Annotated in this window: 20 protein-coding genes; 8 read left to right on the top strand and 12 right to left on the bottom strand. The window is 70.4% G+C overall.

The window, feature by feature from the left end:
• Positions 1 to 79 precede the first annotated feature (79 nt).
• The 5 genes from K8U61_RS21010 to K8U61_RS20990 all read right to left on the bottom strand — a co-directional run bounded on the left by K8U61_RS21010 (position 80) and on the right by K8U61_RS20990 (position 7,047).
• Positions 80 to 2,170 carry a hypothetical protein gene (locus K8U61_RS21010; RefSeq protein ID WP_224125021.1) on the bottom strand — a complete coding sequence of 697 codons (2,091 nt, stop codon included), beginning with the start codon at positions 2,168 to 2,170 and terminating at the stop codon, positions 80 to 82.
• 351 nt (positions 2,171 to 2,521) lie between these two features.
• Entirely contained in the window at positions 2,522 to 3,766 is a 1,245-nt protein-coding gene (locus tag K8U61_RS21005; protein WP_224125020.1) for a hypothetical protein, read from the bottom strand.
• A 27-nt stretch (positions 3,767 to 3,793) separates the two neighbouring features.
• Complete coding sequence (locus K8U61_RS21000) at positions 3,794 to 4,543, bottom strand: vWA domain-containing protein (RefSeq protein ID WP_224125019.1); 750 nt, start codon at positions 4,541 to 4,543, stop codon at positions 3,794 to 3,796.
• A 5-nt stretch (positions 4,544 to 4,548) separates the two neighbouring features.
• On the bottom strand, positions 4,549 to 5,184 hold the full coding sequence (locus tag K8U61_RS20995; protein WP_224125018.1) for a hypothetical protein: 636 nt from the start codon (positions 5,182 to 5,184) through the stop codon (positions 4,549 to 4,551).
• A 921-nt stretch (positions 5,185 to 6,105) separates the two neighbouring features.
• Complete coding sequence (locus K8U61_RS20990) at positions 6,106 to 7,047, bottom strand: aldo/keto reductase (RefSeq protein WP_224125017.1); 942 nt, start codon at positions 7,045 to 7,047, stop codon at positions 6,106 to 6,108.
• Positions 7,048 to 7,130: 83 nt separating this feature from the next.
• Between K8U61_RS20990 and K8U61_RS20985 the strand changes: the two genes are divergently transcribed.
• The gene (locus K8U61_RS20985) at positions 7,131 to 7,721 is read left to right on the top strand and encodes a TetR family transcriptional regulator (protein ID WP_224125016.1); all 591 of its coding nucleotides are present in this window, start codon (positions 7,131 to 7,133) and stop codon (positions 7,719 to 7,721) included.
• A 67-nt stretch (positions 7,722 to 7,788) separates the two neighbouring features.
• Here K8U61_RS20985 and K8U61_RS20980 read toward each other — a convergent pair whose 3' ends face one another.
• Both K8U61_RS20980 and K8U61_RS20975 read right to left on the bottom strand, forming a co-directional pair.
• Positions 7,789 to 9,564: a S41 family peptidase gene (locus K8U61_RS20980; protein ID WP_224125015.1), complete on the bottom strand. Its 1,776-nt coding sequence runs from the start codon at positions 9,562 to 9,564 to the stop codon at positions 7,789 to 7,791.
• A gap of 15 nt (positions 9,565 to 9,579) precedes the next feature.
• Entirely contained in the window at positions 9,580 to 11,106 is a 1,527-nt protein-coding gene (locus K8U61_RS20975) for an amidohydrolase family protein (RefSeq protein WP_224125014.1), read from the bottom strand.
• Positions 11,107 to 11,398: 292 nt separating this feature from the next.
• On the opposite strand from K8U61_RS20975, the gene K8U61_RS20970 reads away from it, so the two are divergent.
• Positions 11,399 to 12,187: a uracil-DNA glycosylase family protein gene (locus K8U61_RS20970; protein WP_224125013.1), complete on the top strand. Its 789-nt coding sequence runs from the start codon at positions 11,399 to 11,401 to the stop codon at positions 12,185 to 12,187.
• Between the two features lie 292 nt (positions 12,188 to 12,479).
• Here the strand turns inward: K8U61_RS20970 and K8U61_RS20965 are convergent, their stop codons facing one another.
• The 3 genes from K8U61_RS20965 to K8U61_RS20955 all read right to left on the bottom strand — a co-directional run bounded on the left by K8U61_RS20965 (position 12,480) and on the right by K8U61_RS20955 (position 15,716).
• Positions 12,480 to 12,743: a hypothetical protein gene (locus K8U61_RS20965; protein ID WP_224125012.1), complete on the bottom strand. Its 264-nt coding sequence runs from the start codon at positions 12,741 to 12,743 to the stop codon at positions 12,480 to 12,482.
• 25 nt (positions 12,744 to 12,768) lie between these two features.
• Entirely contained in the window at positions 12,769 to 15,441 is a 2,673-nt protein-coding gene (gene ppdK, locus K8U61_RS20960; protein WP_224125011.1) for a pyruvate, phosphate dikinase, read from the bottom strand.
• Positions 15,442 to 15,551: 110 nt separating this feature from the next.
• On the bottom strand, positions 15,552 to 15,716 hold the full coding sequence (locus tag K8U61_RS20955) for a hypothetical protein (protein WP_224125010.1): 165 nt from the start codon (positions 15,714 to 15,716) through the stop codon (positions 15,552 to 15,554).
• A gap of 121 nt (positions 15,717 to 15,837) precedes the next feature.
• Here K8U61_RS20955 and K8U61_RS20950 point away from each other — a divergent pair, with 121 nt between their 5' ends.
• The 3 genes from K8U61_RS20950 to K8U61_RS20940 are packed head-to-tail and all read left to right on the top strand — an operon-like array spanning position 15,838 to position 18,553.
• Positions 15,838 to 16,545, top strand: coding sequence for a response regulator transcription factor (locus tag K8U61_RS20950; RefSeq protein ID WP_224125009.1), 708 nt, complete (start codon positions 15,838 to 15,840; stop codon positions 16,543 to 16,545).
• Positions 16,542 to 17,912 carry a sensor histidine kinase gene (locus K8U61_RS20945; RefSeq protein ID WP_224125008.1) on the top strand — a complete coding sequence of 457 codons (1,371 nt, stop codon included), beginning with the start codon at positions 16,542 to 16,544 and terminating at the stop codon, positions 17,910 to 17,912. Before K8U61_RS20950 ends, K8U61_RS20945 begins: the two co-directional genes overlap by 4 nt.
• Positions 17,909 to 18,553 carry a GerMN domain-containing protein gene (locus tag K8U61_RS20940; protein WP_224125007.1) on the top strand — a complete coding sequence of 215 codons (645 nt, stop codon included), beginning with the start codon at positions 17,909 to 17,911 and terminating at the stop codon, positions 18,551 to 18,553. Before K8U61_RS20945 ends, K8U61_RS20940 begins: the two co-directional genes overlap by 4 nt.
• Before the next feature lie 40 nt (positions 18,554 to 18,593).
• Here K8U61_RS20940 and K8U61_RS20935 read toward each other — a convergent pair whose 3' ends face one another.
• Together K8U61_RS20935 and K8U61_RS20930 are read right to left on the bottom strand one after the other, a co-directional pair.
• Positions 18,594 to 19,028 carry a hypothetical protein gene (locus K8U61_RS20935; protein WP_224125006.1) on the bottom strand — a complete coding sequence of 145 codons (435 nt, stop codon included), beginning with the start codon at positions 19,026 to 19,028 and terminating at the stop codon, positions 18,594 to 18,596.
• Positions 19,025 to 19,378 carry an STAS domain-containing protein gene (locus K8U61_RS20930; protein ID WP_224125005.1) on the bottom strand — a complete coding sequence of 118 codons (354 nt, stop codon included), beginning with the start codon at positions 19,376 to 19,378 and terminating at the stop codon, positions 19,025 to 19,027. Before K8U61_RS20930 ends, K8U61_RS20935 begins: the two co-directional genes overlap by 4 nt.
• A 253-nt stretch (positions 19,379 to 19,631) precedes the next feature.
• Between K8U61_RS20930 and K8U61_RS20925 the strand changes: the two genes are divergently transcribed.
• The 3 genes from K8U61_RS20925 (at position 19,632) to K8U61_RS20920 (ending at position 20,542) form a co-directional block, all read left to right on the top strand.
• Complete coding sequence (locus tag K8U61_RS20925) at positions 19,632 to 19,916, top strand: iron-sulfur cluster assembly accessory protein (RefSeq protein WP_224125004.1); 285 nt, start codon at positions 19,632 to 19,634, stop codon at positions 19,914 to 19,916.
• Positions 19,913 to 20,047 carry a hypothetical protein gene (locus K8U61_RS25190; RefSeq protein ID WP_263427517.1) on the top strand — a complete coding sequence of 45 codons (135 nt, stop codon included), beginning with the start codon at positions 19,913 to 19,915 and terminating at the stop codon, positions 20,045 to 20,047. Before K8U61_RS20925 ends, K8U61_RS25190 begins: the two co-directional genes overlap by 4 nt.
• Before the next feature lie 66 nt (positions 20,048 to 20,113).
• Positions 20,114 to 20,542 carry a PRC-barrel domain-containing protein gene (locus K8U61_RS20920; protein ID WP_224125003.1) on the top strand — a complete coding sequence of 143 codons (429 nt, stop codon included), beginning with the start codon at positions 20,114 to 20,116 and terminating at the stop codon, positions 20,540 to 20,542.
• Positions 20,543 to 20,629: the final 87 nt, after the last annotated feature.

Genomic DNA, 20,629 nt, shown 5'->3' with positions numbered 1-20,629 from the left:
CCCGCCCTGTGCAGCCTGGTAGGAGAGCGCGCCGATGAGTGCGCCGGCGAGACCGGCGACGACATATCGGATCAGTGACCTAGTTGCCCACAACTCGGAAATCGGTCATCACCCACTTCATGTGCGAGTCGCAGGGCTCCCGTGGCACGTAGCCGACGACCGAAACCTCGACCCCGGCCTGGAGGACGCCGTCGGGTAGTGCCTGCAGCTTGACCGGGGTCTTGCCGCACTTGGCCGACTCCGTGTCGGGATGAGACACGACGTATCCGTAGAGGCGCGTTGAGCCTGCCACGGGGACGAGCCGCGCGCGCCGAGTTCCAGTCAGGTTGATCTTGCTTGAGCCCAGGTCGGTGTCCTGATCGACGGTGCCACTCACCGTCATGACACCGGATCGTGACGTGCTGGTGCGCAACCTGACGACATGTGAGAACTCGGTGGTTGAGCAGCTCGAGTCATGGACCATGACGAGCGCAGAGACAGTGTCTCCCACTCGTGCAGAATCGAGCTTGTTCCACTCGTGGTCGTTGACTGCGATTTCGACGGCGTTTCCCCCACTCATCGCCGCCGTGTCGGAGTCCGGGTACTGAAAGGTGCCCTTGATCGTGAGCGTCACGGTCTCGCCAGGATCGATGTCGCCGACGAAGTATCTGCCGACCGGGCGGTTCTCCTCGCGAGAGGAGGTCTCGGGAACCGGCATCGTCTCCTGGGTGAACGTGGCGCCGGGAAACTCCGAAGACCTTGAGGAGTAGGTGAGCCCGTCAGGGGAGAACTGGCCGGACGTTGAGCAATGGTCGTAGTCGCTGTCCGGTGCGGAGAGAATGGTTGAAGCCGAGTCATAGTTGGTGACGTTGTCCTCATCGATCGTCGCTGGCGATTCGTCGAGTGGGATGACGAAGCCCGTGGTCTCATTCGTCTTCACCCGTACCTCCAACGTCTCGGCCTCGTGGGAGGTGAGGTCGGTGTCATCCGGGGGGTCTGACTGCAGTTGGACCTGGATGCCGGTGAGGACCGTCTCGGTGGGGTTGCGCAGCTTGAGGCGAAGTTCGATGCGGTTCCCGACGACGACATCGTTCAGCCAGTCGGAGTATCCGGCGCCGTCGTAACTGGATGTGTAGGACAGGTTGCGGGCCTTGAGGACGCCGAGGAGGGGGGTCGTTGGCTCGTCGTAGGGGTCGGGGCTTGGGGAGTTGGTGACCGACACCCCAGCATCGGCGCTTCGGCTGGGGTGGCTGCCATACTGGTCGAGCGTGAGGTACGTGCAAAGAGCAGCGAGCGTGGCGACCGCGGCCGTGGCTGCCGCGACCCTCGGCGGTCCGAACACCTTGGGAAGGACGCGTCGTCGCCGGGTCCGAGGTCCCGGCTTCAGCTCACGTGCAGTCGTTGGGTCGTGGGGCATCGGAACGACCGGATTGACCTGCGCGGCAGTGGAGGCGGTGGCAGCAGTCAGCGGCCAGCGGGCGGTTAGGTTCTGCAGACGTTCCGGTGTACTCAGCCAACTGATGGCCATGTCGTGAAGTTGCCGCGCCAGCTCGTTGACCTTAGGACGGTGCCCGGTGTTCCAGCTGTGGTAGGTCAGTTCGCCGCGTGTGAGCAAGTAGGAGACGAGGACGCGCCGCGTGTTGAACTGCTTGGCGTCGAAGTTCGTCCCGAACCAGTTGACCGGGCCGCTGGCTGTCGAGGAAGTCCCTCGAGTCTCCTTCGCCTGGGCTCGCTTAGCCGTCAGGTCCTCGCAGATGTCCTTTCGTGACATGCCTAGCGGTGGCCACGTCTGTTTGCCGGCTGGGTCTTCGAGGGCCGAGTAGTACGAGCGGGGCGCGAGGCCAAGGAGGACGTACGCCGCTTGCCAAGGTCGGCGGGGGCTCTCGGTGTCCACCTCGTCGGCCGAGTCCTTCATCCCCTCGATGAGTGCGCCGCAGTACAGCCGGAAGGCCTGGTCGTCATCGACCTGATGTCCGAGGCTAGCGACCGCGTCCCGCGTCGCCTTCACGACGGCATCTCGCTGCGGCCCGTTGCGTAGCACCGGCGAGCCGGGGCCCCACAAGTCCTCGCTCGGGTCCCACTTTGGCGACCACCATGCGGTCCCATCCTTCGGTGCGGTCGACCTTTGCAGCGCGAAGACGAGGACCTCCTCGATGGCCTCGTGTGAGGCCGACGCGCTGCTGTCGTCCACCACTCGGACCCTCTCTCATTGCCGCCTTGACGTCTGCGAGAGCGATTCTCACAGCGCGGGTGCGACCTAGTCCGGAAGTCCACCAAATTGAACCGGGGCCCGGCGACGACCGTCGCCCTCGACGTGCGCTCGCCCACGGGCGCGCTACGAGAAAGCCGAGGTCCCCGAGCTCCTGTAGCTCGGGGACCTCGGCGGGCTGGTCGTACTAGTTGCGATGCTTGCAGCGTGGGCAGATCACACTGACGCGGTTCCAGCTTCGCTTCGCCCAGAAGGTCCGGCTGCATCCGCCGCACCGGTGCGGCTCGGTGTACTCGCTCGTACGGCTGCTCGAGGCGGTGTAGGCCATGTCGTTCACCCCCGTCCGTTCTCGTCGTCGACCGAGGAGGGAAGCACCGCGCTGAGGGTGAACTCGCCCGCGATCTCGGACTTGTGGGTCTGCTGGCGGCTCTCCTGCTCGAGACGGTCCGCGGCGTCGGTGAGCCGTCGCAGCCACGCGGGCTCGACGAACGTCGGCGCGGAGACGCTCTGGTGGCTCCAGGTCGACAGGAGGGTCGGGTCGAGCCGGCTCCGCACCCCGGCGTAGTACGCCGTACAGATCGCGGTCGCGTAGTCGACGCCCTGGTGCCACGTGTCGGCGATTGCACGCAACGTGGCTGCCCGCAGGTTCTGCACCCCGGCGCGGTCGAGCACACTGGCGCGCTGGGCGGCCAGCCGGATCGGCAGGTACTGCTCGACGCGGCGGCGGTCCTCCGCCGTCGCGTGCCACAGGTGGGCGATGACGACCGTCCACGTGTAGATTGCGGTCATCAGCAGGTAGATCGCCCATCGAATCCACTCGACGTCGTCGACGTTGGTCGCGGGCTCGGTGCTGGCGCTGGTGCCGCCCGACACGCCGCCGACCGTCGGGGCGTCGACGCCGCCCGCGAACGAGTACGCCATCGCGGCGGCGAACAGGACCATCAGGATCGCCGCGAGGACGAACAGCTTCGTCCCGTGCTCGCGGAGGACGCCGGGACGACGGTGGAACCACGTCATCGACGCGATCCACGACAGCGCGCCGATCATGATGACCACGCCCAGCGCGATGCACGCGGCGACCGTCGGGTCGTCACCGAGGACCCGCTCCCACTGCTGGCGACCGATGAAGTACTCGACCAGGCCGGCGACCCCCATGACGGCGATGACGGCGCCGAGGACGAGCCACATGGGCTTGAGCTTGGGGTAGGTCGGGTCGACAACGCCCAGCTCTTCGTCGGAGGCCGCGATGACGAGCTCCGCGCGGGCCGCGAGACCGTCCAGCGGCGCCTGCACCGCACCGACGACGGCGTCCTGGGTGGGGGTCGTCGTCGGCCCGGATCCGTAACCGGTGTGGACGTCGAACCCGGGCCGGTCCCCGTCGTTCTCGCCGAGGACGTAGGAGATCCGCGTCGCCTCACGGGGGTTGCCCCAGATCGCGGGCTTGGTGAGCTTCACGGGGATGTTCAACGCCGACATCAGAGTCGAATTGAGGTGCGAGATGTCGACGCTCCCGGTCTGGCCGGTGGTGACGTCGCTGTCGGCGACGTTGGTCGCCGCCTCGCTCTTGTCGTTGTGCATGTTGTTCTCCTTGGAGATGTTGGTGGTCTAGTTCTCGAACGTGACCGGCGTGCCGGTCGCGTTGCCCCACAGCGAGTAGGTGCTCCGCAGCGCCAGCAGCTGCTGGGCGTTGAGGTCGGTGCCACGGCCGAGGAACGTGAACTTGATGGGCACCCCGATCGGGGGCTTGAGCGCCGCGGGCATGTTGTTTACGAGCTGCTGCGGCCCGCTGGGACGGTTGAGGACCGCGGGGCTACAGGTCTCCGGAGCCGGCGTGAGCTCCTTCCAGCTGCAGCCGTCGGTGTACACGATCACTGAGCCGACGTCGTCGGCGTCGGTGGTCGCGGCCAGCACGACGGCACTGAAGATGCCCGAACCGCCACGGCTCATCCCGGTGACCGGGTCGCGCAGGCACTGCGCGTACGTCTCCCACTTGTTCGGCAGGTCCGAGGCGACGTCCTCGCGGAGCTGCTTAAAGCTCTCAGGGTTCTTCTGCTTCGGAAACGACACCGTGATCGGATCGCACTCCTGCCCGGGGCGGTTCGAGAACCCGATGACCTTGATCGTGGTTCCCGCCTCAACGTCGTCGATCGCGTTGACGATGTCGTTGCGGGCCGCGTCGTTCAGATCGGACCCGTTCTCAGCCTGCGCCGAGTCGCTGAAGTCGACGACGAAGACCTCGACCTTCGACTCTGGCGCCGGGCCGTCGTCGCTGCAGGCCGTGAAGAACCCGGCGACGATTGTGCCGAGAGCCAGAACAGTCGCCGACCGGATGCTCTGCTTGATCTCGATGTTCACGGACTTCACTCCTTCTCGTTGCTGTTGAACGGGCTGGTCTCGGTGTGACGGCTCAGAGCACTCTCGACGGCGCGCTGACCGATGTCGGCGGCGTCGCCCGGCAACTCGAACTCGGGGATCGCGAAATGCCCCAGGTGGTCGGGGTGGGGATGCTTGTCCTCCCACGCGCTCTTAAGCAGCGCCGTGGTCGTCCGCGCGGCGGACTGGAGCTTGCCGAGCTCCGCGCGGTGCTGCTCCTCGCGAGCACTGAGACGACCCAGGCACACCCCGAACTCGGCCTGGAGGCGAGACGAGCGCTCGAGGTCGAGCACCTCCTGGCCGCGCGACCCCGCCTTGCGCGCCTCGATGAACTCGGCGGCGTGGTTCACGAGGAACGCGACGTCCTCGGCGCAGTCGGTGACGGCTTGCTGGCGGACGCTCTCCGCAAGCTGCGCGAACGTGGCGTTCGACCGGACGAAGACCTCGGGAGCGCTCGTGCCCAGGATCGGGTCGGGCTGGCCCTGACGAGCAGCGGCACGAGCGCCGACGAGCAGGCTCTTGACGAGCTCCGAGTCAAGCGACAGGTACTCCCACGACGGGTGGACCACCCCGCCGAATTGGTCAACCGCCGAGGCGCTCGCGCGGCTCTTCTTGAACAACATGACGACCTCCAGGGGTGTCGACGTAGACGATTCGGCCGAGACGCCGAAGCGCGCCGAAGTCGACGCGCCGTCACGAGTTTGCCCAGGTCAGAGCACCTTTTCCGACAGTCGCGGGGGGTCATTCAAGTGCAAGCGTCGGGCAAATCAGTGCAACGCCGAGTGCACGCTCAGGTGCAGGCGCATGTGCAAGCCATGTGCACGGACACGCGGTCGTCCACCACCGCTAGGCGCAGGTGCCGCGGGTCCGAACTGCGTGGTGAGACCTGGTGGCCCGGTGCCTTTGGTAGGCGTCGGCACGACCTGCCTGGCACGAGTAGTCCTGGCGTTGCACGCCACGTCGGCGGGTCGTTCACGATGCAGTCGCAGGTCGACGACGACCTGTCGACCTGGGCGGCAGCGCAACCCCTGCGCTGGTCGACTACCGGACAGAGGCCCTGCACGATGAGCTCGGCGCTGACCACTGTTCGCGGCTGGCGTCGGAGGTCTGCCCGATACTCGGCTGGCCAGGGCTGACGTGGTCTCGCCGAGCAGCGCTCGGGCTCGTCGGCAAGCTAAAACGACCACACGGACACCGCTGCGGGCGACGGCGTCGCGCGGCCGCCAGCGCCTGCGTCCTAGGAAGTGAATTGGTGTCCGTTTACGGTCCACTTTGACTCAGTGGCTCTCGGTATGGAGCGGGTACAGTGAGTCTTGGAAGAGAGCGTGAATCTCCCGATACACCGAGTGAATTGGTAGCTTCCGGCCCGAGACCGTAGCAGTCGCGATGCCCCTGATGGCGTCCAGAGGTCGCAGGTTCAAATCCTGCCCCCGCTACCAATCGCGAGAGGCCCTCACAGTCTGACTGTGAGGGCCTCTCGCATGTGCGCAGCCGCTTCGCCGGAGAGAGTTCCGTCCGGCCGCGCGCGCACCTGTCGGTGACGCTCAGGCGCCGCGGCCGCCGAAGCCCCCGGTCGGCGCGATCTCCGCGACGCGGGAGAGGTCGGTGTCGGTGAGCGTGAGGTCTGCGGCGGCGATGTTGTGCGCCACGCGGTCGGGGTTGCGGGAGCCGGGGATCGGGACGATGTAGGGCTTCTGGGCGAGGAGCCAGGCCAGCGAGAGCTGGGAGAGGGTCGTGTCCCTCTCAGTGGCGAGCCGAGCGAGCTTGTCTGCGACGTGGACGTTGGCGTCGAAGTGCTCCGGTGCCCACCAGCCGATGCGTTGGCGGAAGTCGCTCTCGTCGTACGCCGAGCGCGGCTGGACCGCTCCGGAGAGGAAGCCGCGCGCGAGCGGGGAGTAGGCGACCAGGCCGATGCCGAGGTCCTCGAGAACGGGGAAGAGGGTCTCGGTCTCGCGCGCGAAGATCGAGTACTCCGCCTGCAGCACCGAGATCGGGTGCACCGCGTCGGCGCGGCGGATGCTGTCCCCGTCAGTGTTGGAGAGGCCGAGGAACCTCACCTTGCCGGCGTCCACGAACTCCTTCATCACGCCGACGACCTCCTCGATCGGGACCGCGGGGTCCTTGAAGTGCTGGTAGAGCACGTCGATGTGGTCGACGCCGAGGTTGCGCAGGCTGCCGTCGACGACCTCGCGGATGTGGTCGGGCTGCGAGTTCGGGGCGTAGGTGCCGGGGGTGAGCCCGAACTTCGTGGCGATCGTGACCTCGTCGCGGATGGGCGCGAGGGCGGTGCCGAGGAGCTTCTCGCCCTCGCCCCAGCCGTACATCTCGGCGGTGTCGAAGTGAGTGGTCCCGAGCTCGTGGGCGCGTCGGATCGCGGCGATCGACTCGGTGTCGTCCGTGGCGCCGTACCCGACGGCGGTGCCCATCGACCCGTAGCCGATGGCGGTGGCGGTCAGCCCCTGCTGACGGAGGGTGCGGGTCTCCATGGGAGCTCCTTCTCTGTGGTGTGCAGTCAGTGTACGCCGTAAGTGTCAGAGACTGACATATGCGTCACGGTATGCTGCATCACGTGACGTCGACACCCGCCAGCGGTCTCCGGTCCATGACCCGTGACGCGGTCCGGGCACAGATCGCCGCGGTCGCGATCGACCTGTTCGCCGAGCACGGCTTCGACCAGGTCACGGTCGAGCAGATCGCCACCGCGTCGGGTATCTCGGCGCGCAGCTTCCACCGCTACTTCCCGGCCAAGGAGGACGCGGTCATCGGCGACACGACCGTGTGGGCGGAGCTCGTGCGCGACACCCTCGACCAGCGCCCCACCGACGAGTCGCCGTGGGAGTCACTACGAGCGGCGTTCGGGGAGCTGCTCGCCCGGTCGGACGGCGACCGGGACCGACAGCGCCGCACCATGCGGGTCCTCTCGAGCACGCCGTCGCTGCGTGCGCGCAACCTCGAGAAGCACCTGATGTGGGCACGCATGTTCGCACCGATCGTGGAGGAACGCCTGGACGGCGACCACGTCGAGCTGCGGGCGCAGGCCCTGGTGCAGTCCGCGCTCGTGTGCTTCGACCTCGCGCTCACCACCTGGGCGGACTCTCAGGACGACACCTCGCCCGTGGACTACCTGGCTCTCGCCTTCGCCACGGTCGGTCCTCGCTAGGCGAGGTCCGGACGGACCAGAGCACCACGCGTGGATCGTCGTGACGCGCGGTCGTGTCGTCGGATCGTCATGGGCTGGGTCGCCCGAGGAGCTCCGAGCAGTAGGCCAGCAGGTCCCGGTTCCCCTCCTCCAGGTCGGCGCGGGTCATGGCGTACGGCAGGCCGCTGATGCCGAGGTCCTCGATGGGGAGGCCGTCGCCGGCGCCCGAACGGACTGCTCGGCGGATGGCGAGGGTGAACCCGACGCCGGCCGGCAGCGGCTGGAAGGCGTGGTTCGTGCCGGCGAGGGCGTCGCGGAGCTGCCCGCTCGTCCAGACGTTCGCCCCACCGGCGCCGGTGGCCCGGCCGACGACGACCAGGTCACCGATGCCGTTGTCGACCCAGCCGGCCGCGAAGAGGTCCCCCGACGAGTAGGTCATGGCGTCCACGACGGCCAGGGCCTTGCCCGGGTAGTGGTAGGGGAGGTCGTTGCACCAGGCGGGGTCGGTCAGGGGCAGCGGCTGGGCGTACTGGTCGCCGGTCGAGATCGAGTCCTCCAGCGAGGGGCTCCACGCCTCGAGCTCGAGGCGGTTGAAGGGGCTGGCCGCCATGTCCCGCGTCAGCGGGGAGGCGATCAGGGCGAACCGGGTCGGCTGGATGGGGCGCCGGTGGGGGTCGGTCGGATCCGCGAAGAGCTGCAGCATGCGCTCGGCCGCCCACACCAGGCCGCCGGGATTGGCGCGGAGGTCCACGATCAGCCGTTCCTGCGGCAGCTGCTCGAGCAGGCGTTGGACCTCGGCGAGGAACGCGGCGTCGTCCTCCAGGTCGAACGACCAGACCCGGAGATATCCGACCTCGTCCCCGGGCAGTGCGCGGGCTGCGAGGTTGTCCGGGAACGACGTGGGCAGCAGCGCGGTGCGGGAGGCGGGCCGGTCCGTGTCCGGCACGCGCGCCACGGGGTTCTGCTCGTCGGACCACAGGTCGGGGGAGAACAGCAGCTTCTTGGCTCGCCGTACCGCCTCGCCGCTGGGGTTGATGGCCTGCTTGGCCGCCGTGCGGGACTCCGGAGCGGCCGCGGTCTCGGCCTTGCCGGGGGCGACGACCCGCCACTCGAGCCGGATCTCGCGCGGGGTGCGGCCGTCGCGGTAGCCGATCACCACCCACTGCTCGTCGGGTGGCGGCTCGAAGTCGAGGGAGCGGAAGGTGAGTGACTCCAGCGCCCACGCCCGGCGGGCGTCGGGACGGCCACCGGTCTGCCGGTCGGCGTAGACGTCCACGGCTCGGGAGATCGGGACCCCGTTCCAGGACTCCACGACCACGCCTGGGCGGAACCGGTCGCCGCCGTCGACGTCGACGAGCGCGGCCGGGACGGTCTTGGTGACGAGGTAGGTGGGATCCTCGAGCGGGCCGTAGGCCTCGACCAGGAAGGGGAGGACCGCGACCACCCCGCGCAGCGGGGACGGCCCGATGTACCGGGTGTGCGCGTCCCGGAGCCCGGACACGATGCCGGTGACCTGGAGGTGGAAGTCGGCGTCGCTGAGCTCGCCCGCCCGCTGCCGCAGCAGGGTCAGCTGCTGGACCGGGTTCACGGCGTACGCCGCGCGCTTCGCCGGCAGGTGCGCGTACGCCCCGCCCAGGACGGTGATGAGCGTGTCCAGGACCTGCTGGCGCTGCCCGCCGTCCAGATGACCCTCCGGGAGGGGCGAGGGCACCGGTCGCGCTGCCGGGGCGGCGAGACTGGCCGCGACCGAGGGCGGCGGAGGCGCGGCTCCGGCCGTGCCTGCTGCGGCGGCGAGAGCCTCGCCGAGCCGTTCGCCGCGCTGGTAGTCGGCGAGGGCGGTCCTGCTGCGCTGTTGGGTGACCATGTGGTGCTCCGGACGTCAGCTGTAGAAGCCGGCGAGCCCGTCGAGCACGCCGCCGTGGAACGGATTGGCGGACACCGCCTGCAGCCAGTCGGCGTCATGGGTCAGCGACTGCACCGGCGGCACGTGCACCAGGGACAGGTCCTTGGGCAGACCGCCGACCGGAGCGACCCCGGTCGGCATGTCGAGCGCCAGCCGGAGCGGCGCTGCCGGGTCCTCCAGGCGACCGGCGAACGCCGCGTAGCCCTGGAGCGCCTCCCGGATCTCGTCCTCCGGGTGTGCCCGGACCTCGTCGAGCCGGTCGACGACGTCCTGCCAGTCCCACGCAGTCCCCGCGTCGTCGGACCGGGTCAGCGAGAGCTCCATGTCCCGGCCGGCCACCTCGATGGGGGTGACCGGGTCGGCGCCGGCCTTCGTCATGAGGTCAGGTGTCCCGTAGCGGGGCCGCCCGTCGATCACGACGAGCTCGACGTCCTCCTCGGTCGCCGTCACCACGCGGTGGAACGCGTGGGCCCGCGGCGGGGTGGACACGACCAGGACGTCGGCGATGGCGCCGGGCTGGAGCCGTCCGATCTGACGGTGCCACGCCCGGGCGAGCACGTCGCCGGGGTTGCAGGTGGCCATCCGGACCAGGTCCTCCTCCGAGAGGTCCCAGTCGGCATCGTCGGCGACCAGCTTGGCGGCCTTGATCTCGCCCAGGACGTGCTTGGTGCCCGAGGGCGCCCAGTCCGACCCGAGGCAGACGGTCAGTCCGTTGGCGACCGCCGTGGGGATGTCCGTGGTGCTGCCGCGGCCGTAGAGCCACAGGTTCGAGAACGGCGACCACGCGATCGCCCCGGTCGGCGACCAGCTCGCGAGCTCGGCCGGATCGATGGCGTTGACGTGCACGCCGACGAACCGGTCGCCGAGGCACCCGGCCCGCGATGCGGCCGTGTACTCCTGCGCGACCACGCTGCCGCGCTGCCCCTCGGAGCAGTGGTAGATGAAGGACGACCCGGCGCGCATCTTGTTCGCGCGGTCGGCGAGGAGCGCCGCGTTCAAGGTCAGGGTCGATGCGTAGATCAGGTTGCGGTCGCCGGTGCCGAAGCTCTCGTCCTCGACGTTGCGCACCAGCCAGCCGTCGCGCGGGCGGCTCTTGGGCGGCGAGCCCTGGACCGTCGTCGTGCCGCCGACGACCGCCTTCGCCTCGACGTACGCCAAGAGCTCCTCGGGGCACGCCGTGATGAAGGCGTACGCCGGCCACGTCGTACTGCCTGAGTAGCTGTCGGCGCCGGTCCACGAGTTGTGATGGGCGAAGGGGACCGGCTGCGTCGGTTCGGTCCACAGCGGAAGTGTGTTGTAGGCGAGGTGGTTGTGCAGGTCGATCAGTCCCGGCAGCACCAGGGACGACCCGACGTCGACGACCGGCGCACCGGCGAACTCGGGGGGCCCGGCCTTGGAGCCCTTCGTCACTGCTGCGACCAGGCCGTCGTCGCCGATCCACACCTGGCCGGCGAACGTCACCGACTCGTCCGGGGCGACGGTCCGGTCGTTGCTGATCGGCATGACGCGACCCCGGATCACCAACATGGCCCTGCACCTCGCCCTCACGCGCACCGCTCGATCACCGGCGAAGGCACAGAACGACGACGCCCGAGCGTGCATTCAGCTGGTCGGTCCTGCCGAGGGCGCCGCTGCAGCGATGGCCTGAGGCGCAGTCGACTCTTCAACCTAGGACCGCCCGACCGCCGTCCGCATGCCGAAAGTTGGCCATCTTGGCCTGACCCGGACGAGCCATGGCCGGCGGGAGGTCACCATGTGAGCCTCAGGTGAGCCTGGACCTCGACGGAGGCACCCGATGATCACTGACCGCTTCGACCCTGGACCGACCGGCACGTTCAAGTCCCTGTGCCGGAACTATCCGGACGACACCGTCTTCAGCGGAGCCGACGGCTTCCGTGCGCTCTGGGGTCCGATCTTCTACCGCGGGCGCGCGAACGGTCGTGCACGCCTGCTCGTCATCGGACAGGACCCGGCGCAGACCGAGGCGGTCACGCGCCGCATCCTGTCGGGCCAGGCCGGCCGCCGCGTGCAGGGCTTCGTCGAGAAGCTGGGCTTCACGCGGAGCTACCTGATGGTCAACGCGTTCCTCTACGGCATCTACAACCAGGACATGGCCCTGCCGCACCTGAACGACCCGGAGATCGTCGCGTACCGCCACCAGTGGCTGGAGGCGGCCTTCGAGCCGGGCCGGATCGAAGCCGTCGTCACCTTCGGCACTCCCGCCTTCAACGCGTGGACGGCGTTCACGGCGACGCCGGCAGGCCAGGCGGTGCTCCCCACGGTCGCCTTCCACAAGGCGCTGCACCCGACGGCCGACAAGCCCGGAGGCCCGATCTCGCGGAAGGACCTGCTCGACAACTGGAACGTCGCCCTGCAGAGCCTGCATGCCGGCATCCAGCACCCTGACCTCGCCACGCCCCTGGCTCTCTACGGCGACGACTTCGCGCCGGAGGAGCTGCCCGAGATCCCCAGCCGGGACCTGCCCCCGGGCATCCCCGCGTGGATGCGGCGTACGGACTTCTGGGCGTCGATGTCCGACTCCCCGGGCACCGAGCGCGCCAGCATCTCGATCGAGGTCCCGTAGGCCGACCCGCTGAGAGATGTCGGAAGGTGTGCGCCTACCGAGAACTGGCACCGTTGGTCTCGAACGTGCCGGGACCAGGCGAGCAACTACCGGAGCTCGACCCTCCGTGGCCGTTACACGGGTCATCGTCCTGACATCCCGTCGTCAGCATGGCTGTGGAACCCAGCGCCAGCAGCAGCGCGACGGGCGTGAGTCTCGATCGCATCCGACGCGCTCGGCCAGTACGTGACATGAGCGCTCTCCGATCGGTCGGGATCCGTCCCCGCCAACCCGGCCAGGACCGATAGCGGGTTCAGGCCGGGGTGCCGCGGTTCCAGCCAGGCTTCTGGATGAGCAGCCCATCGTGCTCGTGCCGGCGGCACTCGTCCGCGAAGGCCGCCGCGGCGGCGTCGTCGTGACCGAGGCGCTCGTGGTCGGCCGCGCTGATCTCGTAGTACTCCTCGTAGTCGACCGGGCCGTTGCTGACCGGGATCGAGAGGTAGGAGCGACCCGACTCGGTCTCGATGCCCAGCGAGAAGCGGTGCTCGCGGGTGAAGGAGGTGTCCTGGAAGTCCATCGATGTCCGTTCGCGGGGAACCGGGTCAGCGCTTGCTGCGGGCGAGGAGCACCGAGCGGCCGGCCTCGAGCCGGGCGACCGGGACGCGGAAGGGGGAGCAGGACACGTAGTCGAGCCCGACCTTGTCGAAGAAGTGGATGGAGCGCGGGTCGCCGCCGTGCTCGCCGCAGACACCGACCTTCAGGTCGGGCTTGGTCTTGCGGCCCTTCTTGGTGCCCATCTCGACCATGCCGCCGACGCCCTGCTGGTCGAGCGACTCGAAGGGGGAGACGTCGAAGATGGCGTGCTCGAAGTAGCGGGAGAAGAACGACGCCTCGACGTCGTCGCGGGAGAAGCCCCAGGCCATCTGGGTGAGGTCGTTGGTGCCGAAGGAGAAGAACTGTGCCTCCTTGGCGATCCGGTCGGCGAGGAACGCGGCGCGAGGGAGCTCGATCATGGTGCCGATGGAGTAGGTGAGCGTCACCTCGCGCTCCTCCTCGATCTCGCGGGCCACGGCGAGGATGTCGGCCTTCACGATCTCGAGCTCGCGCACGCTGGCGACCAGCGGGATCATGATCTCCGGCAGGGGTCGCATGCCCTCGGCGGCCCGGTCGGCCGCGGCTTCGAGGATGGCGCGCGCCTGCATCCGGAACAGGCCGGGGATCTGGATGCCCAGCCGTACGCCGCGCAGCCCGAGCATGGGGTTCTGCTCGTGCAGCCGCCGGACGTGGCGGAGCAGCACCTGGTCGCGCTCGTCGACCTCGCCGCGCTCCTCGGCCAGCGCCACCCGGACGGAGAGCTCGGTCAGGTCCGGGAGGAACTCGTGGAGCGGCGGGTCGATCAGCCGGATGGTCACGGGCAGGCCGTCCATCGTCTCGAAGATCTCGACGAAGTCCTGGCGCTGGAGCGGCAGGAGCGCCTCGAGGGCGGCGTGCTGGGCGTCCTCGTCCTCGGCCACGATGAGCCGCTCGACCAGCTCGCGCCGGTCGCCGAGGAACATGTGCTCGGTGCGGCACAGGCCGACCCCCTGGGCGCCGAAGCGACGCGCGCGGGCGGCGTCCTCGGGGGTGTCTGCGTTGGTCCGGACCCGGAGCCGTCGCGCGCCGTCGGCGTGGGCCATGATCCGGGCGACCGCGTGGACGAGGTCGTCGTCGACCTTCTCACCCTCGAAGTGGCGTACGACGAGCGCCGCGCTGACCGGGACCTCGCCCGCGAAGACCTCGCCGGTGGTGCCGTCGATGGAGATCAGGTCGCCCTCGCGCACGGTCACCCCGTCGGGGGTGCGGAACTCGCGCGCCCGGGTGTCGACGTCGAGCGTGTCGGCGCCGCAGACACACGTGCGGCCCATGCCGCGGGCCACGACCGCGGCGTGGGAGGTCTTGCCGCCGCGGCTGGTGAGGATGCCGCGGGCGGCGACCATGCCGCGGAGGTCGTCGGGGTTGGTCTCCTTGCGGACCAGGATGACGTCGTCGCCGCGGTCGGCCCACTCGACGGCCGTGTCGGAGTCGAAGACCGCCTTGCCGACGGCGGCTCCGGGGGAGGCGTTCATCCCCTTCGCGAGGAGGGTGCGCTCCGCGGACTCGTCGAAGCGGGGGAACATGAGCTGGGCCAGCTGGGCGCCCGTGACCCGGGTGACCGCCTCGTCCATCTCGATGAGGCCCTCGTCGACCATGTGGACGGCGATCCGGAAGGCCGCTTCGGGGGTGCGCTTGCCGACGCGGGTCTGCAGCATCCAGAGCTTGCCGCGCTCGACGGTGAACTCGATGTCGCACATGTCGCGGTAGTGACGCTCGAGCCTGGCCATGATGGCGAGGAGCTCGTCGTGCGACCGGCGGTCGACCTCGGCGAAGTCGGCGAGGCTGACGGTGTTGCGGATGCCGGCGACGACGTCCTCGCCCTGGGCGTTCTGCAGGTAGTCGCCGTACTGGCCCTGCGCGCCGCTGGCCGGGTCGCGGGTGAAGGCGACGCCGGACCCCGAGCTCATGCCGAAGTTGCCGAAGACCATCGCCTGGACGTTGACCGCGGTGCCGAGGTCGTCGGGAATCCGCTCCTGGCGGCGGTAGAGGCGGGCGCGGTCGGTGTTCCAGGAGTCGAAGACCGCGCGCATCGCCAGGTCGAGCTGCTCGCGGGGCTCCTGCGGGAACTCCCGGCCGGCGCGCTCGCGCACGATGCCCTTGAACGTCTCGACGAGGGCGGTCAGGTCGTCCGTGTCCAGGTCGAGGTCGCTGTCGGTCCCACGCGCCTTCTTGGCGGCGTCGAGCGCCTCCGCGAAGTGCTCGGCGTCGATGCCCAGGACGGTGGCGCCGAACATCTGGAGCAGCCGGCGGTAGGAGTCGAGGGCGAACCGCTCGTCCTCGCTCTGGCGCGCGAGCCCGACGACGGACTCGTCGTTGAGCCCGATGTTGAGGACGGTCTCCATCATGCCGGGCATCGAGAACTTCGCGCCGGAGCGGACGCTCACCAGCAGCGGGTCGTCGACCTGGCCGAGCCGTCGTCCCATCGTCGACTCGAGGGCGTCGAGGTGCGCGGAGATCTCCTCGGCGAGGCCGTCGGGGTCGCCACCGTCACGCAGGTACGCGCGGCACGCCTCGGTGGTGATCGTGAAGCCGGGCGGCACCGGGAGCCCCAGGTTGGTCATCTCGGCGAGGTTGGCGCCCTTCCCGCCCAGGAGGTCGCGCTGGTCCTTGTCGCCACTGGCGAACGTGTACACGTAGGTCATGTCGCGCTTCCTCTGCCGGTCCACCCTGGATGGTCGCCAGTGAACCACCGAACCCCGGTCAGGGCGATGCGTCGGCCGCATCCTGGGTGTCGGACCACCCTCCAGGCGGGTCAGCCGAGCCGGGCGCAGACGTGGACGGAGACGATCAGGCCCACCAGGCCGAGCAGCGCGGCGCCGGCCATCCACGCCCACCCCGGGGCCGAGGAGCCGTGGGTCTCAGTCCCGGGATGGACGGCCGGCGCCCGCTGGCCACTGATGTGGCGGTGTCTCCCCACGGCCAGATGGTGGTCCCCCCAGATGACAACGGACCCGACGACTTCTTTGCAGTCTCATGACAATCGAGGCACCAGGCGCCGCCGCGACCGCACGGCTCCCGGGCGATGGGATCATGGCGCCATGACTCGGGTCCTGGTGCTGGAGGACGACGCCGGCCTCCGCGCATCGCTGCGGATGGTGCTCGAGGACGAGGGCTACGACGTCGTCGAGGCGGCGGAGGTCGACGACGCCCTGCACGCGGTCGCCGGCCCGAGCAGCGTCGACCTGATGCTCGTGGACCTGATGCTCGGCGGGATGGACGGCTTCTCGTTCATCCACCGGGCCCGCCCCCGGACGGAGGCGCCCATCGTCGTCGTGAGCGCGCGTGACGGGGTCGAGGACATCGTCACGGCGCTCGAGGCCGGGGCCGACGACTACGTGACCAAGCCGTTCCTCGTCGACGAGGTGAAGGCCAGGCTGCGAGCCCTGCTGCGCCGCCCGTCGCTGGGGACGGCGTCGCCCCGCGAGGAGGCGGACGTGGTGGTCCTGGACGCGGAGGAAGGCCCCCTCGTCCTCGACCGCGGAGCGGCCACCCTGGCCCGGGGATCCGACCAGATCCACCTGACCAACACCGAGTTCCGCCTGCTCAGCGTGCTCGCCGACAACCTCGGCCGCGTGCTGAGTCGGGGAGCCCTGCTCGAGCACGTCTGGGACCAGGGGTTCTTCGGCGACGAGCGCATCGTCGACGTGCACGTACGACGGTTGCGCAAGAAGCTGGAGACCGAGCCGAGCTCGCCCACGATCCTGGTCACGGTGCGCGGGCTGGGATACCGGCTCGACGCGCGATGACGTCCGCCCTCGCCCGGCGCGGACTGCGAGCGTCGGTGACGCTCGCCTTCACCCTCGGGGCGCTGGCCCTGTCGGCGTTCCTGGCGTTCGGCACCTACTTCTCCGCGCGCCACTTCCTGGTCGACCAGCGCGAGCGGACGGCGATGCGGCAGGCCTTCACCGACGGAGCGCTCGTGCGCGAGAGCCTGCAGACGTCCGGTGCCCAGGTCAGCGAGGTGCTCGGCTCGCTCTCGCCACCCGCCGGTGCGGTCATCTACGTGCATCGCAACGGTCAGTGGTACTCGTCGGCGCTCGACAGCGCCGGCCCGGAGCTGACCGCCGACGTGCAGCCCGTGGTGGCGGACGGCTCGGTCGGAGTGGGGTGGACCGGTGCCACGGACCCGTCCGCGGTCGTGGTCGGAGTCCCGCTGCCGGCGGTGGACGCCGAGTACTACGAGGTAGCCGTCGCCGAGGAGCTGGACCGGACGCTGCGGACCCTCAGCATCGCGCTCGCGGTCTTCGCCGGCCTGACCACCATCGGCGGCGCGATCGTCGGTCGCACCGCTGGTCGCCGGGTGCTCGCTCCGCTCGAGGAGGTGACCTCGGCGGCGGTCCGCGTGTCGGCGGGTGATCTCACCACCCATCTCGGCACCACCCAGGACCCGGACCTGGCCGCGCTCGTCGGATCCTTCAACCACATGGTCGACGCGCTGCGGGAGCGGATCGAGCAGGACGCCCGGTTCGCCGCAGACGTCAGCCACGAGCTGCGCACCCCCGTGACCACCCTGACCACCAGCCTCAGCCTGCTGGAGCGGTCGCCCGACCTGTCGCCGCGGTCGTCGGAGGCGGTCCGGCTGATGGCCGACGAGCTCGCCCGCTTCCGGCGCGCGCTCGAGGACCTGCTGGCGCTCGGCCGGCTGGATGCCGGCGGGCACGAGACCGAGCCCGTCAGGACCGGGGCCGACGAGCTGGTGCGTCAGGCGCTGCGCGCCTGGGGGCAGCCGTACGACCACGTCGAGGTCGACGGCCCGAACGTCGCCGTCCGTGTCGACCGGGTCCAGATGCTCCGCGTCCTCACCAACCTCTTCCGCAACGCCGAGCTGCACGGCGGCGGCCTGACCGGCGTCACCATCGTCGCGGGCGACGACGTGGTCGACCTACGCGTCCAGGACCGGGGGCCCGGCATTCCCGCCGCCGACCGCGACCGGATCTTCGAGCGGTTCGCGCGGGCCGGTGGGCAGCGAGCGGGCACCGGCAGCGGTCTCGGCCTGAGCATCGTCGAGCGGACCGTGCGCAACCACGGAGGTGATGTGTGGTGCTCCGAGCGACCGGGCGGCGGTGCCGTCTTCGTGGTGCGACTGCCGATCGACGGAGCCGAGACCCCATGAGCCGCCGGAGGACTCGTTGCGCCGCAGCCGCCGTGCTGGTGGCGGCGTCGCTCACCCTCTCCGCGTGCGGGCTGCCCGGGGACGGCTCCGTGCACCGCGTCGACGACGGCGAGGTGCCCTACCACCTGCTCGAGTCCGGGTCGGCGGGCGCACCGGCCGCAGGCGCCGCAGGCGGGCCCGCGCGCGCACCGGTGGTCTTCTGGGTCGCCGGTGAGCGTCTCGTTCCCGAGGCGACCGACGACACCTGCGGCGACGACCCGGGGGCCGTCGTCGAGGGACTCCTGCACACCCTGGCGACCGGACCGTCCGACGACGCGCGGGCGAACGGACGCTCCTCGGCCGTCCCGCCCGACTCCGGGCTCGAGATGGCGGGCCTGGCCGACGGTGTCGTCGAGGTCGACATCGAGCCGGAGACCTCGCTCAGCGCGGACCGGTTGCCGGTCGCGGTCGGGCAGATCGTCTTGACGGTCACGTCCGCGCCAGGGGTGCGGTCGGTCGTCCTGGTCACCGATGGAGAGCCCGCCAAGGTGCCCCTGCCCGACGGCGCACTCACGGAGGGGCCGGTGACCGCCGAGGACTACGGCGACCTCCTGCCCGACCGGCTGGCGGCGCACGGCTCGTTCGGCTGCTCCGGATCCTGAGGCCGGGGCTGCGACCGGACCAACGGTCCGGCGCGGGCGCTCACGCGGTCGCGGCCACCATCCACAGCACCCAGCCGTCGCCCGCGCGGCCCACCCCCCACTCGTCGGCCAGGACGTCGAGGGTGGAGATCGTCGCGCCGACATCGGCGTCCGCCGCGCCGGGCTGGGCGCTGCTCGAGCCACCGACCCAGCGCGCGTCGAGGCGCACCCGCTCGAGGTCCAGCCAGCGGACGAGGATGATGACCCCGCGCGGCGCGAACCTCAGTCCGTGGCTGATCGCCGCCCGCGTCAGGGAGAGCAGGCGCTCCTGGCCCGCCTCCGGGAGGACCCGGTCCTCCGCCCACCGCCCGACGAGCTCGAGGGCGGTGTCGACCACGTCCGGGTGGCACACCAGGTCGAACCGCGTGACGCCGGGCACCCCTTCGTCGGAGCCGTCCGGGACCCGGGCGGCGGGCTCGTTCCGCGGCGTCCTCATGCCTGCGTCCCGGGCGAGAGCCGGGCGGACGTCCCTCCCGACGTCGGTTGCTCGAGGATCAGGACGCGGAGCAGCCCGACCCGTTCGAGCGTGTCGCGGCAGCGCCGCGTCGGGTGACGGACGACGACCGCGACCCCCCGTGACGAGCACCGGCGGCGCGCCCACAGCAGGGCCGCGATCGTGGTGGAGGAGACCTCGGTCACCGTGGCCAGGTCGAGCACGACCGCACGCGGACCACCGGTGAGCGCGACGTCCAGCCGTCGGTCCAGGTCATCGAGGACCTCGGTGAGCCCGTCGTCGGTCAACGGGACGACGACCGGGGCCGACGCGCCGTCCGCGGCGGGGACCACCGAGAGGTGACGGGTGCGCGATGACCGACGTGACGACTGTCGAGGAGATCGCATGGACATCACGTTCCCGCGTGCAGATGACGATCCGACCGGCCGTCACTTTGCAGTTGCATGACGACCAGCGGGAGAAGTGCGGACATCGGGTCGCACCCCCTTGTCCCGGGACGGCGGGGGTGTCTGGATGGGTGCTGCCGACGCGTTCGACCCCGTCGGCGAGGCAGCTCCCAGATCGATCCCGAGGAGGAGAGACATCATGCTCACGATCACCGCTCGCGCCATGACCGTCATCCGACGCGTCTCCGAGCACCCCAGCTTGGAGGCCACCGCCGGCGTGCGCGTCTCGGCGCGTCCCGAGGCCGACGCACCTACTGAGGTCCGTGCCGTGCATCACCCCGAGCCGGGGGACCGGGTGGTGGATCGATCGGGAGCGCGCCTCTACCTGGACCGCGAGACCGAGCACCTCAGCGACGGACGCGAGCTGGACGCGGTCACCCGGGCCGACGGCACGGTGCAGTTCGTCCTCCGGAGCGCGGCGTGAGTCCGACGCCGCCCGAGCCGGACCGGGCCGTGCACCGCGCCGTACGCCGGCAGGTGCTGCTCGAGCGGCGGCGGGTGGCTGCCGTGCGAGCGGCGCGCCGCCGCCGGGCGCCGCGAGTGCGCCGAGCCTGATCCATCCTGATCCATCCTGATCCACCGGCCGCCGGACGGCGGCAGCACGACGACGGGGGGACCGCCATGACCGTGATGGAGACCGAGCTCCGGTATCTCGCCGGCGGCGGGATCGAGCTGGCCGAGCCGGCCGCCGACCTGCGTGGCCTGGTCGTGGTCGGCCCCGACGGCCTCCGGATCGGCCAGGTGGAGGACCTCGTGGTCGACGTCGACGAGCGGCGTCCGCGCCTGCTCGTGGTGGCGTCCGGCGGTGTCCTCGGCCTGGCTGTCCGACGGGTGCTGGTGCCTGTCGAGACGGTCACGCGGGTCGCGGACCGCGTCCACCTCGACCGCTCGTCGGGCGTCGTGAACGCCCTCCTGGCCGACAGAACCGCCCAGCCCCCGGGTCCACCGGCGCAGCGGCCGACCGCCCCGGGGCCTGGGTGCCTCGCCGAGCTCTACGCGCTCTTCGGCGTGACGCCCTTCTGGCTGACCGGCTCGCACCCCGGGAGCTGACGAGCGGCGCGCGGCGGGGTGCCCGGCGTGGGAACCCCACTATCGGCGATGCGTCCGCGAGGACGGTGGTCCTAGCCTCCGACGGGG

It is taken from the genome of Nocardioides mangrovi (genome assembly GCF_020073815.1).
GTDB lineage: Bacteria > Actinomycetota > Actinomycetes > Propionibacteriales > Nocardioidaceae > Nocardioides > Nocardioides mangrovi.
Note: the sequence above shows the minus strand (reverse complement) of the source record. Positions and strands in the feature narration are given on the sequence as shown.

Coding starts and splice junctions, on each gene's coding strand:
- K8U61_RS21005 (WP_224125020.1), bottom strand. CDS start 3,766: ATGCACAACGACAAGAGCGAGGCGGCGACCAACGTCGCCGACAGCGAC.
- K8U61_RS20995 (WP_224125018.1), bottom strand. CDS start 5,184: ATGTTGTTCAAGAAGAGCCGCGCGAGCGCCTCGGCGGTTGACCAATTC.
- K8U61_RS20990 (WP_224125017.1), bottom strand. CDS start 7,047: ATGGAGACCCGCACCCTCCGTCAGCAGGGGCTGACCGCCACCGCCATC.
- K8U61_RS20980 (WP_224125015.1), bottom strand. CDS start 9,564: ATGGTCACCCAACAGCGCAGCAGGACCGCCCTCGCCGACTACCAGCGC.
- K8U61_RS20975 (WP_224125014.1), bottom strand. CDS start 11,106: ATGCCGATCAGCAACGACCGGACCGTCGCCCCGGACGAGTCGGTGACG.
- K8U61_RS20970 (WP_224125013.1), top strand. CDS start 11,399: ATGATCACTGACCGCTTCGACCCTGGACCGACCGGCACGTTCAAGTCC.
- K8U61_RS20965 (WP_224125012.1), bottom strand. CDS start 12,743: ATGGACTTCCAGGACACCTCCTTCACCCGCGAGCACCGCTTCTCGCTG.
- ppdK (WP_224125011.1), bottom strand. CDS start 15,441: ATGACCTACGTGTACACGTTCGCCAGTGGCGACAAGGACCAGCGCGAC.
- K8U61_RS20950 (WP_224125009.1), top strand. CDS start 15,838: ATGACTCGGGTCCTGGTGCTGGAGGACGACGCCGGCCTCCGCGCATCG.
- K8U61_RS20945 (WP_224125008.1), top strand. CDS start 16,542: ATGACGTCCGCCCTCGCCCGGCGCGGACTGCGAGCGTCGGTGACGCTC.
- K8U61_RS20940 (WP_224125007.1), top strand. CDS start 17,909: ATGAGCCGCCGGAGGACTCGTTGCGCCGCAGCCGCCGTGCTGGTGGCG.
- K8U61_RS20935 (WP_224125006.1), bottom strand. CDS start 19,028: ATGAGGACGCCGCGGAACGAGCCCGCCGCCCGGGTCCCGGACGGCTCC.
- K8U61_RS20925 (WP_224125004.1), top strand. CDS start 19,632: ATGCTCACGATCACCGCTCGCGCCATGACCGTCATCCGACGCGTCTCC.
- K8U61_RS20920 (WP_224125003.1), top strand. CDS start 20,114: ATGACCGTGATGGAGACCGAGCTCCGGTATCTCGCCGGCGGCGGGATC.